This window comes from Bartonella sp. Raccoon60 (assembly GCF_002022585.1).
Lineage (GTDB): Bacteria > Pseudomonadota > Alphaproteobacteria > Rhizobiales > Rhizobiaceae > Bartonella > Bartonella rochalimae.
Genome location: NZ_CP019786.1, coordinates 1,164,147 through 1,177,181 on the forward strand (window position 1 = coordinate 1,164,147; position 13,035 = coordinate 1,177,181).

At 37.3% G+C, this 13,035-nt stretch carries 14 protein-coding genes; 7 read left to right on the forward strand and 7 right to left on the reverse strand.

What is annotated here, in order from left to right; genetic code table 11:
* Positions 1-18 precede the first annotated feature (18 nt).
* Positions 19-948, forward strand: coding sequence for an electron transfer flavoprotein subunit alpha/FixB family protein (locus Bra60_RS05095; RefSeq protein WP_035006874.1), 930 nt, complete (start codon positions 19-21; stop codon positions 946-948).
* A 3-nt stretch (positions 949-951) separates the two neighbouring features.
* Entirely contained in the window at positions 952-2,613 is a 1,662-nt protein-coding gene (locus Bra60_RS05100) for an electron transfer flavoprotein-ubiquinone oxidoreductase (RefSeq protein ID WP_078698130.1), read from the forward strand.
* Between the two features lie 286 nt (positions 2,614-2,899).
* On the opposite strand, the gene Bra60_RS07695 is transcribed toward Bra60_RS05100, so the two are convergent.
* The 7 genes from Bra60_RS07695 to Bra60_RS05135 form a co-directional block, all read right to left on the reverse strand.
* Complete coding sequence (locus Bra60_RS07695; RefSeq protein ID WP_078688830.1) at positions 2,900-4,087, reverse strand: flagellin N-terminal helical domain-containing protein; 1,188 nt, start codon at positions 4,085-4,087, stop codon at positions 2,900-2,902.
* 163 nt (positions 4,088-4,250) lie between these two features.
* Positions 4,251-5,033, reverse strand: a complete 783-nt coding sequence (locus tag Bra60_RS05110; protein WP_078688831.1) for a pyrroline-5-carboxylate reductase — start codon at positions 5,031-5,033, stop codon at positions 4,251-4,253.
* Between the two features lie 268 nt (positions 5,034-5,301).
* Positions 5,302-5,547: a hypothetical protein gene (locus Bra60_RS05115; RefSeq protein WP_078673945.1), complete on the reverse strand. Its 246-nt coding sequence runs from the start codon at positions 5,545-5,547 to the stop codon at positions 5,302-5,304.
* A 91-nt stretch (positions 5,548-5,638) separates the two neighbouring features.
* Positions 5,639-6,010 (reverse strand): YraN family protein, encoded by a 372-nt coding sequence (locus Bra60_RS05120; protein WP_078688832.1) that lies wholly within the window; start codon positions 6,008-6,010, stop codon positions 5,639-5,641.
* Positions 5,991-6,899 carry a 16S rRNA (cytidine(1402)-2'-O)-methyltransferase gene (gene rsmI, locus Bra60_RS05125; RefSeq protein ID WP_078688833.1) on the reverse strand — a complete coding sequence of 303 codons (909 nt, stop codon included), beginning with the start codon at positions 6,897-6,899 and terminating at the stop codon, positions 5,991-5,993. Before rsmI ends, Bra60_RS05120 begins: the two co-directional genes overlap by 20 nt.
* Positions 6,900-6,958: 59 nt before the next feature.
* On the reverse strand, positions 6,959-7,660 hold the full coding sequence (gene pyrF, locus Bra60_RS05130) for an orotidine-5'-phosphate decarboxylase (RefSeq protein ID WP_078688834.1): 702 nt from the start codon (positions 7,658-7,660) through the stop codon (positions 6,959-6,961).
* 63 nt (positions 7,661-7,723) lie between these two features.
* A complete protein-coding gene (locus Bra60_RS05135) occupies positions 7,724-8,824 on the reverse strand; it encodes an Mrp/NBP35 family ATP-binding protein (protein WP_078688835.1) in 1,101 nt (366 codons plus the stop codon).
* Positions 8,825-9,286: 462 nt separating this feature from the next.
* Here Bra60_RS05135 and Bra60_RS07605 point away from each other — a divergent pair, with 462 nt between their 5' ends.
* The 5 genes from Bra60_RS07605 (at position 9,287) to yihA (ending at position 12,963) form a co-directional block, all read left to right on the forward strand.
* Entirely contained in the window at positions 9,287-9,451 is a 165-nt protein-coding gene (locus Bra60_RS07605) for a hypothetical protein (protein WP_236823911.1), read from the forward strand.
* A 420-nt stretch (positions 9,452-9,871) separates the two neighbouring features.
* Positions 9,872-10,006: a 50S ribosomal protein L34 gene (gene rpmH / locus Bra60_RS05150; protein WP_078673950.1), complete on the forward strand. Its 135-nt coding sequence runs from the start codon at positions 9,872-9,874 to the stop codon at positions 10,004-10,006.
* 104 nt (positions 10,007-10,110) lie between these two features.
* Positions 10,111-10,473 carry a ribonuclease P protein component gene (rnpA, locus tag Bra60_RS05155; RefSeq protein WP_078688837.1) on the forward strand — a complete coding sequence of 121 codons (363 nt, stop codon included), beginning with the start codon at positions 10,111-10,113 and terminating at the stop codon, positions 10,471-10,473.
* Between the two features lie 10 nt (positions 10,474-10,483).
* Positions 10,484-12,322 carry a membrane protein insertase YidC gene (yidC, locus tag Bra60_RS05160; protein WP_078688838.1) on the forward strand — a complete coding sequence of 613 codons (1,839 nt, stop codon included), beginning with the start codon at positions 10,484-10,486 and terminating at the stop codon, positions 12,320-12,322.
* On the forward strand, positions 12,319-12,963 hold the full coding sequence (yihA, locus tag Bra60_RS05165) for a ribosome biogenesis GTP-binding protein YihA/YsxC (RefSeq protein WP_035006852.1): 645 nt from the start codon (positions 12,319-12,321) through the stop codon (positions 12,961-12,963). Before yidC ends, yihA begins: the two co-directional genes overlap by 4 nt.
* Positions 12,964-13,035: the final 72 nt, after the last annotated feature.

Below are 13,035 nucleotides of genomic sequence, written 5' to 3' on the forward strand. Positions count from 1 at the left end.
ATAAAAGGGCAACAACTTATGGCAATTCTTTTATTAGCTGAACACAATAATCATTCCTTAGCAGAAGAAACAGCGAAAGCTCTCACTGCTGCTCAATCCATTGGGAATGATATCGACATTCTTGTTTGTGGTATGAAAGTTCATGCTGTTGCAGAACAATGTGCTCAATTGGTTGGCGTTCGACAGGTACTTGTCGCCGAAGCTGACTATTTAGCATATCAATTAGCTGAACCCATGGCAGCGACAATTGTTGAACAAGCACCTGCTTATGACGTGATCATGGCAGCTTCAACAACCACTGGAAAAAATGTCATGCCGCGCGTCGCTGCTCTTCTTGATCTCATGCAAATTTCAGACATTATCGCTGTTGTCTCACCTGATACCTTCAAGCGACCAATATATGCTGGTAATGCTATTGAAACTGTACGTACAAATGATCGTCAAAAAATTATAACAGTGCGTACAGCTTCTTTCCCGCCAACACCTAAAGGAAATGTTGCCCCTATTAAAACAATAATACCAGCTCCTCATCCAAATCTTTCTTTCTTTGTCAAAGAAGAAATAAACAAAAGTGATCGTCCAGATCTTACGTCAGCACGTATTATTGTATCAGGTGGACGAGGTCTCGGTTCGGAAGAACAGTTTAAAGCACTCCTTTTACCGCTTGCAACCAAGCTCGGTGCTGCCTTAGGAGCAAGCCGAGCAGCCGTCGATGCAGGCTATGCCCCTAATGATTGGCAAATCGGACAAACAGGAAAAGTCGTTGCTCCTAAGCTCTATATTGCTATTGGTATCTCTGGTGCTATCCAACATCTAGCGGGAATAATGGATGCGCAAACCATTGTTGCTATTAATAATGATGAGGAAGCACCCATTATGCATATTGCTGATTACGTTCTTGTAGGTGATCTTCATCATATTATTCCTGAACTGGAAAAAGCTTTGTAAATCATGAGTGCAGAGAGACATACCCAGCGTGAAACAATAGAATGCGATATTGTTATCGTAGGTGGAGGGCCAGCAGGACTTTCTGCTGCTATCCGTCTAAAACAGATCAATCCTGAACTTTCTATTATAATACTTGAAAAAAGCACAGAAATCGGAGCACATATTTTGTCAGGAGCAGTGATTGATCCCATTGGAATCGATACACTTTTGCCAGAATGGAGAAACGAACAAAATCACCCTTTCACAACACCGATCAGTAGAGATCAATTTTTTCTACTTACATCAAAAAATGCCCAAATATTTCCCAATATTCTCCGCCCTCCAATTTTATCAAATAATGGATGCTATATTGTTTCGCTCGGAACTGTCTGTCGTTGGCTAAGCAAAAAAGCTGAAGAATTGGGCGTTGAAATTTATCCTGGCTTTCCAGCATCCGATATTCTCTGCAATGATCATGGAGCTGTTATTGGTGTCCTTACATCAGATATGGGTGTTGAAAAAGATGGAACTCCTGGAACAAATTATATACCAGGTACAGCTCTATTGGCAAAATATATCCTCATTGCAGAAGGAGCACGTGGCTCCCTTGCTAAGAAACTTATACAAAAATTTAATCTCAGCAAAGGGAGGGAACCACAAAAATTTGGTCTCGGACTTAAAGAATTATGGGAAATTGATCCTCAAAAGCACAAACTTGGCTTAATTCAACATTTTGCCGGTTGGCCATTGGATAATTATACTGGTGGTGGAAGCTTCCTCTACCACCAGGCAGAAAATTTGGTTTCTGTTGGTCTTGTTGTGCATTTGGATTATAAAAATCCTTATCTCTCTCCTTTTGAAGAGTTTCAACGTTTTAAAACGCATCCTAAACTCTATGAGCTTTTTAAAGGTGCAAAACGTCTTGCTTATGGTGCTCGCACCATCAGTGAAGGAGGATGGCAATCTGTTCCAAAACTCACCTTTCCTGGTGGAGCGCTGATTGGCTGTTCTGCCGGTTTCGTCAATGTACCCCGTATCAAAGGTTCACATAATGCTATATTATCTGGGATATTAGCAGCTGAAAAAATCGCCACAGCTCTTACCCAAGGTCGGGCCCATGATGAAGTTACAGAAATTGAAGACCACTGGCGCAAAGGTCCTATTGGCAAAGATCTTTATACAGTCCGGAATGTTAAACCACTCTGGACAAAATACGGGACAAAATATGGTATCATGCTAGCGGGTCTTGATTTATGGTGGCAACAATTTTTCGGTTTTTCTTTATTTAAAACACTTCCTCATGGAAAAGAAGACTATGCATGTCTCGAACCCGAAGAAAAATTTTATCCTATTGCTTATCCTAAACCAGATGGTATTGTAACCTTTGATCGTCTTTCTAGTGTCGCTCTTTCAAATACACACCACGAAAAGAACCAACCTTGCCATCTCAAAATAATTTCCATAGAAAAACAAAAAAACTCTGAATATGCAATCTATGGAGGTCCTTCAACACGCTACTGTCCTGCCGCCGTCTATGAATGGATCAAACAGGATGATCATGAAACTTATATGATCAATGCTTCAAACTGCATACATTGCAAAACTTGCGATATAAAAGATCCTAATCAAAATATCCATTGGACCTGTCCACAGGGAAATGAAGGACCTATTTATAAAAATATGTAATGAAAGATCTCTGCCAGAAAAATTGGATATTCTAAATTCAATTAAGAATGCATTTTATTCAAAAAAATTCTTAATATTTTTAATAGTGCAAGATTGGTAAACTCAATTCCTAAAACAAAGCGAATAACATTGTACATCATATCTTCAAATATAAGCTTTAGATAAGTGCTCGTAATCAACCCAACTTCATTATTGTCTCTATTGTCTCTCTTTAAAAGACATAAAAAAGGCCATGCAGTGCATGGCCTTTCTACTCTACATTTACTAAACTCTACTCAATGAATTACTAATTACGAAACAAAGCTAAAATATTCTGACTTCCTTGATTAGCTATGGAAAGAGCCTGAATACCAAGCTGTTGCTGAACTTGCAAAGCAGCCAATTTAGCAGATTCTGCATTCATATCAGCATCAACAAGTGCACCAATACCTACTTCAATATTATCAAGCAACTTTTTAACAAAGTTTAACTGAATATTCACCAAATTAACAGCAGCTCCAATTTTAGAACCTGCAGTCAAAGTTACATTAACTGCATCACGCACTGTATTCTGAACGCTCGTCAAAATCATACGTTGTATATCTGAGTGCAACTCACCCAGACCTTTCAATTCAGTAAAATCAGCTAAAGTCATACCACGAAGCACACTTTGGAATACGCCTTTTGCTTTATCGTATTCTTTTTTGCCCTCATCCACCTTCTTATCAGCATCTTCTACAGCCTTTTTAGCGTCTTCTACAGCCTTTTTAGCAGCCTCATCCTCAGGATTGGCAGCAAGCACAGCTTCTGCCTTAGCAAGAGCAGTCTTTGCCTTCACTGCAACATCTTCTAATTCCTTAAACTTAGTATGCGCAGTACCGAAGGTTTCAACTCCCTTCTCAATGGCATCTCCTTCACTGGTTCCAAAGATACCTGACAAGACACCTTGAGTCATATCAATCGCACCATCAGGACCAATAACACCAAAATTCAATTCTGGACCACCAACATCAATCATATCAACATAAACAGCGGTACCTTCACGACGATACCCTCCTGCCATACCAACAGTCTGACCTCCATTGGAGAGAATATTCTTTCCACCAAAAGAAGCTGATTGAACTGCATTAGAAATATTTTTCATATTTCCTATAACAGAGTCTTGAATCTTAGAAATGTCATCGCTACCCTTTTCACGAGCAGAAACCATTGATTTTTGAATATCATCAAGAGCTTCTTTGGTAAGACCAATTGCTGTATCAGCAATACCAACTTGTTCTTTACCCAGATTAATTGCATCTACAATAGCACTCATCGTGTTACTGTCATGTCTCATCATTGATGAAATCGACCAATATGCAGTGTTTTCAGAAGCATTGTTGATACGCAATCCTGTCGAAACGCGATCTTTCGAGCGATCTAAGTTAGCATCAATGCTACGTAAAGTTTGCAATGCAGTCATTGCAGATTTATTTGTAAGTAAACTTGTACCCATAATATCGTCCCCATAACGAAAAAATAAAAAAGGGACATGCTGTTCTACGCAGCGAGTGACAGAGCGACATCATGCCTATTGAATAAATAAAATAGAATTCAACCTATCACTGCGGCTATTGGTATCAAATAAAAAATGATTAATCAAGTTTTTATTGAGTTTATCAACAAGCTTTTATTTTTTGCAAAGTTTTCTCAAGAGCCATTGTTAAAGCATGCTGCCCACCATGATGAGAAAAGCAATTTGATAAAAATTCATTGGTTCCTCCTTTCGTTGAAAACTCTCTTTCAAAGGAAGAAAAATTAACAGCTGTTGAATGATTGTCTTCTATTTGCTTGCGCATTTCATCGGAAAGATTACCAAACATCATGGCAAGAAAATTTGCTGAATAAAGCGGATCTAATCCCTTGTTTACCAACCACTGATGCGCTGTTTCTATAAAATTAAAATAAACCCCCATCAATGAGCCTGCCGTCATGAAAAGATTAAACTGATCTTCTTCATGAAGGACGAGCGCGCGCCCTAACGCATTAAACATCGTGCGTAAAAACGGATGGTCCGGATAGAATGGCGTTACATTTTTGCATTCTGCAATAAAAGGCAAAGGAACAGCACGATAAACTTTATGATTGATCCATTCCTCAACTTCTGCCATTGGCGCCATCGCAAGAACAGACACAACAAGCTGATTCGAACGAAAAGAAAGACCACGTAAGACCTCTTCTGCAACTTGATTGGGCAAACACAGAAAAACACAATCACTCACGTCCAATAATTTTTGGTTATTTTCTGCAATTGTCACCTTCTCATACATACGCGCAAGATGCTTTGCCCTCTGTGCATTACGCGGAGAAACGATAATTGACTGTACATCAAAAGTGCTTGCCATTAAACCATCCACCATTGCAGCACTAATTGTACCTGTCCCAAGAAAACCAATTCTCATTTCTATTTCTCATCCTCGTCATCATAAATGAAGCTTATTATTACCCAAGATTCACGCAAAGTTCTTTCCAATAAAAATAGATCATTTCTTCGAAAACAAACTTTGTTCTATAAAAACCTCTATAGCTTAATCTAAACATTATAGCGTGATGAAAAAATGAACATACTCTTTTTCTGTTCCAATCTTTAAAAATCTCTTATCTGTGTATACAATGCATCCTAACAGATAGGCGAGCATACACATAAAGATCACTTTAGCGTGATCTGTTTCATTGAATATAATAGCCAATAGAAGCAGCAACAGATAAAATAGCAAGAATAATCATTCCTAAATAAATTTTAGGTTTATCTAATAAAATTGAAAAAGCAGAAAACCAACCAATAATAGCCGCCAATAATGCAAACAAAAAGCCCGGTTTATTCATAGCCACAATATGCGCTGCCATTAAACCACTAATAATCAGCATTCCAAAAACAACGAGTAATCCCGTTGCAAACTTTTCATAATCATCCATGCTTGTCCTCATCTTGAGAAATATCTCTTCTTCTTTCTCAGTCTATAGGCATATAAGACAGAATAGCTTTGGCAACTATAGTGAAATATATTTATTGAGAAGGCTCAAAAAATGCCGGCACATGATGAGGCCAACACCATGGCAAAATTGCAATCAAATCAAAACGCACACATAAAAGGGAACGATCCTTTTGTTGAGCAAGCCAAATATCAGCTGTCGCCTCAATACGCTTTTCACTTGTTCGACAAATAGCAGTCATTGCTTCAGCCAATGTTGAACGTGCTTTAACTTCAACAATTAAAACAAGATTTCCACGTCTTGCTATTAAATCAATTTCACCACATTTTGTTTTAAAACGCCTTTGAACAATACGAAATCCTTTCAAACGCAACCACCAAGCTGCCAATTTTTCTGCACGAATACCCCAATAAAAAGAGATTCGTCTATGTTTTTGTTGATTCATCTCTTTTTCCCTTTAAAAGAGTTAAACGCTGAAAAAGTTCCTGTTTTTTATACCCTGTTTTTTTTGCAGCTAAAGCAGCCGCTTTGGCTGCAGGATGAACACTTGCTAAGTCTAGCAATATCTTATCAATTTCATGAGGGCTTATTGCTTCGAAAGAATTGGTTTCTTCTCCAACCAGTACAACAATTTCCCCACGAATACGATCTTTCTTTTGATAGTTTTCAACTAAATTTCCTAAAGTAGAAACATCCACTGTTTCAAATTTTTTGGTTAATTCACGACATATGGCCGCTGGACGATCAGCTGTAAAAATAAGAACCATATCTTGTAACGCTTCTAAAAGGCGGTGAGGCGATTCATAAAAAACTAAAGTTGCAGGCACAGCCTTTAATTGTTCTAACTGCTTCTGACGTTGCGTTTTTTTTGTACTCAAAAAGCCTGCAAAGAAAAAACTATCCGTAGGAAGACCTGTCGTTATAAGCGCTGCTAAAAGAGCTGATGCACCAGGAATCGGAATAATTTTATGACCTGTTTTCCGTGCTTCTTCTACCAATCTAAATCCAGGATCAGAAATAAGAGGAGTTCCAGCATCTGATACAAGTGCCACCGTTTTATTTTCTGCCAACGCTGCTAACAACTTCAATCGTGCTTTTTGTGCATTATGCTCATGATAAAGAAAGAGTTTTCTCTGAATACCATAATGATCCAATAAAATACGCGTTACTCGTGTATCTTCACAAGCTAAAAGATCAACTCCTGCAAGAACTTGTAAAGCACGAATGGTTATATCTGCAAGATTGCCAATAGGGGTTGCTACCAAATAAAGCCCTTGTTCCATAACAGGTGCAGAATAAGCGTGAGAACCTATAAAATACGCCTTTTCACTCATGCTCTTCCTTTATCCTAACCTAGGTCTTCTCTTATTCTACAAGATTACACCGATAGCTTTCACTGATGATGACCAGCCATTTCTGCTAAAATTGCTTTAGCGGCAGCTAAAGGATTAATCACCTGAACAATCGGCCGTGCTACCACAAGATGGCTTGCACCAGCATCTAATGCTTCCCTCGGAGTCATCACACGTTTTTGATCACCTTTATCACTTCCTGCAGGACGAATCCCTGGCGTTACTAAGGCCATATCAGTTCCAATAATCTTCCGCAAATTGGCTGCTTCACGGGCTGATGCAACAATTCCACCCATCCCTGCTTCTCGAGCTTGTTCAGCTCTTTTAACTGTCAAATCTGCTATATTCTCTTTATAACCGGCATTTTTCAGATCAACTTCATCCATTGATGTCAATACCGTCACCCCCAACAAACATAAGTCACTTCCTTGAGCAGCTGAAACAGCTGCTTGCATAGCTGTTGGATAAGCATGAATCGTTAGCATTGAAACGCCCAATTTTGCAATATTTTCTACAGCTTTCGCAATCGTATAATCAATATCTAGGAGTTTCATATCAAAAAAGACTTTTTTTCGCGCTTGAATAAGATCTCTAACGAATTCCATCCCTCCAGAAAAAACAAATTGATAACCAATTTTATAAAAACTGATATAATCACCTAATTGTGTAACTACTTTTTCTGCTTGCTTCATATCTGGAACATCTAACCCTACAACAAGACGTCCATCCACTGTCGCTTTCATAAAAATACTCCCTTAGGTTTCATCATTATTCGGTCTCAATGAACCATACGAAAAAACAAAAATTCAAGAAAGTTTATCTTTCACCTGGTGAATTATTGTACGATAAAGTTGGGCATGCTCTCCTCCAGGATCAGCAACAAAAATGGGCACCCCATCATCTGAAGAAGATCGTAAAACTGGATCAAGTGGTACTTCTGCCAAAAAAGGAATTCCCTGACTTTCTGCTTCTGATCGTGCTCCACCATAACCGAAAATATCATAGCGTCTTCCAGTATCAGGAGCAATAAAATAACTCATATTCTCAATAACCCCTAAAATAGGAACTTCAACTTTCATAAACATTTCTATAGCCTTACGCGCATCAATCAAAGCCAAATCTTGTGGAGTCGAAACAATCAATGCCCCTGTTAACTGAACCTGTTGAACAAGCGTTAATTGCGTATCTCCTGTCCCTGGAGGCATATCAACTACCAAAACATCAAGAGGCCCCCATAAAACATCTCTCAGTAATTGAGTTACCGCAGCCATTACCATAGGCCCACGCCATACTATCGGTTTTTCTTCTTCAATCAAAAAACCCATCGACATTAATTTGAGACCAAATTTTTCAAGAGGTTGTAGCTTTTTACCATGAATCATTTCTGGTTGTTGATTAACAAGTCCTGTCAAACGTGGCAGAGAGGGACCATAAATATCTGCATCCATTAACCCCGTTTTAAAACCAGCATCTTGTAAAGCTAATGCAATATTCATCGCCATTATAGATTTACCAACGCCTCCTTTTCCAGAAGCAACTGCAAGGACATGTCGCACACCTTCTATCGGTGTTTTCCTGAGTAAAGCACCACCTACTTTACGTTTTGGCCCATGAACAGTTGTATTTTTATTGACCTGAGAAGAAAATGTCTTCGATTTTTTTTCTGCTGTAAGCGTAACTATAACGCTTTTAACGCCTTCCATAGCAGACACAACTTCTTCAGCAGTACAACGCAATGATTCAAATTCCTGCAGACATCCATCAGGAACAGTAATCGAAAAGAAGACCTTTCCATCAACAATAAATATTTCTGAAAGAAGTCCTAATGATACAATATCACTCTCAAAATTAGGGCCTTTAACTTTATGTAATTCTTTGCGGATTGCCTCGCGTGTAATAGAAACCACGCTCTTTCCTCTCTATACAAATGCTAGATAATACGGCAATAAGGATGAAAAATTTTCAAATTAACCGCCTACCTAATTTCTCTCTTATTAAAAACAATGATACTGTATTCAAAAGCACAATGCATCCGATAATTTGAAAACAAACAATTTTAAAATATAAAACTATGAAAAATAAAATCCTTCTTTCTTAATACAAAAACAATACAGAATTTATCTTACATTTCAATTATTTCAATTTTTCATTATCATATAAAAACGAAGATAAATTAACGATAGGATAATTGATCATTTTCTTTGATCGTATTCTAATGTGTTACATTTTAATTATATTGTCCTACAGAACGTAGGAGTGAAATCACTGAAACAACAGTAAACTTTCCCATTGATGATGGACTAAAAAATAAATTTTCCAAAGCAGCAAAAGCATATGATAGATCTGATGTACAACTGTTGCGAGATTACATGCGTGATATTGTAAAAGAACAAAAAGAAAAAAGTGCACATAATTTATGGTTTAGAAAACAGGTGCAACTTAGAATAAATTCTGCTAATGTAGGCCCTATAATATCTTCTGAAGGAATCAAAGCAGAAGCAGAAAAATGGTGCTTAGCAACCAAAGTAAACTAAATAGAAATAAATAATCTATGAAGCTTATTTGGACACAAAGAGCGCATGCTGATCGCAAAAAGACACGTCAATAAGAGCACAAGATAATCTTTCTGCTGCTTAAAATTTGATAAACTTTTATCTGAAAAAGTAGAAAAACTTGTTAAACTCTCGACTCTTGGTCGTTTAGGACGCATTATAAATGCACGTGAATTTATTGCATATCCAAATTATATCATCATTTTCTCGATAAAACGACGAACTCAATGCACATTCAATAACAGTTTGTTTTCACATTTCTAACAAAGACTCTACAATTGACTTTTTTCATGTTTTCTTTTATTGAAAACGGTGTTCACTTTAGAAATTTTTGATAAATGAATTTATTTATCAAGTATATAATAGAACCAAGAAGGGCCGTACACCACGGTATTTAAATAAATGAAACGTACTTACCAACCCTCTAAGCTTATTCGTAAACGTCGTCATGGTTTCCGTGCTCGTATGGCAACCGCTAGTGGACGTAAAATTATTGCAGCTCGGCGTGCTCGTGGTCGCAAGCGGCTATCTGCTTAATTATCAATTTCACCAATGAACCAGAATATTTGCTTTTGTATATAAAGATCAAATATACAGATTTATAGAATAAGCATTTAGCAAAACTGCAAAGAATCTTTTATATGAAACAAAGGCACCCTTGTCGCATTCGCAAGAGAGTAGATTTTTTGGCTGCACGCACAGGAGAAAAGCGGCGTGGTCCTTTGTTTTTACTTGAAATAAAGCCCCGTGAACAAACAGCAAAAACCAAAGATCCTCTTACCGCACGTGTAGGCTTTACTGTCACACGAAAAAATGGCAACGCTGTCCAACGTAATCGTATTAAAAGACGTCTGCGCGAAGCTGTTCGAGTTGGACTAGTAAATGAGATGGAAGCAGGAACTGATTATGTTATTATTGGCCATCGTGATGTTCTCCATGCACCTTTCACATCTCTCATTAATGAATTAAGCCGACGAATAAAACGAAAAACACAACGGCAGTAGGATAATATAGATGGAATATAATCGTAATTTTTTTATCGCCATTGGGCTATCTTTTGTGGTTTTCGTTGCATGGCATTTTTTGTACATTGTTCCTCAACAAGCAAAATTACAAGAATCAAAAATAACTACACAAAAATTATCAAACCATAATGCAGCACTTCCCACAAATGATCCATATTTTTCTCATAATGCATCGACAAATGACACAGTACCTGTAGCCAATCGTCCTATAACACCTGAAGTCCGTAAAGCAGAATTAGCCAAAACAAACCGTGTTTTGATCAAAACCAATGAACTTGAAGGCTCTATTAATCTTGTTGGTGGGAAATTTGACGATCTTCTGCTCAAAAAATATCGCCTCAAAGTAGATAAAAAATCACCTGAAATTATTCTGTTGAATCCTAACGGGCTTCCAACAACTTATTTTGCTGAATTCGGTTTTACGAGTTCATCCTTACCAGCACAGGCCTTGCCACAATCCAATACAAAATGGCAACTTGAAGGTGATAATACAACATTAACACCCTCAACACCCATCACCTTAGTCTATAATAATGGACAGGGACAAATTTTTCACCGCACTTTTTCAGTCGATGAACATTACATGTTTACCATTAAAGATTCTATTAGCAATGAAAGTAGTAGCCCTGTATATCTTTCGTCTTATGCTCGAATTGCACGCGCTGCTCCACCAGAAGATACAAATGCAACCTATTTACTTCATGAAGGTATGATTGGTATTGCCGGTGACTCGCTTAAAACTGAAAAATATACAGCTTTAGCAGAACTTAGCCCTAATCCTCAAAATGGTCAGAAAAGTGTGATTTTCCCTAACATTACAAGAGGGTGGATTGGTATAACCGATAAATACTGGGCTGTAGCAGTTATTCCTCCACAAGACACAGAATATACAAGCCGTTTTGTTTATTTTGATCGATTAAATACCCATTATCAATCTGATCTGCAAAGTGCGCTCTTAACAGTTCCACCCCATGAAATAAAAACCATTACCAACCGTCTTTTTGCTGGTGCAAAGCGAGTTGAAATCATTAATCACTATCAAAATCAATTAAAAATTAATAAATTTAGTCTTCTCATTGACTGGGGTTGGTTCGATTTCATTACCAAACCGATGTTTGCTCTTATTGACATACTTTATAAATATACAGAAAATTTTGGGGTTGCTATCCTTCTTATCACAGTACTTTTAAAGATACTTTTATTCCCACTCGCTCATAAATCTTATAAGTCTATAGCACGTCTAAAACTTATACAGCCAATGATGCTAGAAATTAAAGAAAAGTACGCAGATGATCGGAATAAACAACAACAAGCAATCATAGAATTGTATAAAACTAAAAAAATTAATCCTTTTGCAGGTTGCTGGCCCATACTGATTCAATTCCCTATATTTTTTGCTCTCTATAAAGTTCTTTATATTACCATTGAAATGCGACATGCACCTTTCTTTGGGTGGATTCAAGACTTAGCAGCACCTGATCCAACTTCTATTTTTAATTTATTTGGCTTATTGCCTTATGCTGTACCAACATTTCTTATTCTAGGAGCATGGCCTTTAATTATGGGGATAACAATGTTCCTACAAATGCAGATGAATCCGCTTCCTCAAGATCCAACACAAGTTATCGTTTTTAGATGGATGCCGATTATCTTCACCATTATGCTTGCTTCTTTCCCAGCTGGCCTTGTTATCTATTGGGCATGGAACAATATATTATCAATTATTCAGCAAAGTATCATCATGAAATGTCAAGGCGTCAAAATTGAATTTTTTGATAATCTAAAAGCTATTGTGCAAAAAGATTCTAAAAAAGAAATAAACAAATGACGCAATATCCTGACCTTTCTGGACTTTTTGTTCGCAATTGGATTTTCATTCGTGGTGTACCTACAATGAAATTTCTACCACCCGAAGGACCACCAGAAATTGCATTTGCAGGACGCTCCAATGTTGGAAAATCTTCTCTTATCAATGCATTAGTTCAACAAAAAAATTTAGCGCGTACGTCTAATACACCAGGACGTACCCAAGAATTAAATTACTTCATACCCGATGGTTTTAATGAACAAACACACAATCTTCCTCCTGTAGCATTTGTAGATATGCCAGGTTATGGTTTTGCTGAAGCTCCAAAAAATCTCATTAATGCATGGACACATTTAATTTTTGACTATTTACGCGGTCGTACAACACTCAAACGTGTTTATGTTTTGATTGATTCACGTCATGGAATAAAAAAAAACGATACTGACACCCTTAATCTCCTTGACAAAGCAGCGGTCTCTTATCAAATTGTTTTAACAAAAAGTGATAAAATAAAATTCAATACGCTTGAAGCTTTAATAACAATGACAAAAACCAAACTTCTTAAACATCCAGCAGCTTATCCTGAAATTCTAGTAACTTCAGCGGAAAAAGCTTCTGGTTTAGAAGAATTACGCGCAGCTATTATACAAGCCATTACATAACAATATATCTTTAATCAATGTATTATAAATATAGCTAGTAATGGTTAATAGTCTTGTGCTTATAGCCGAACG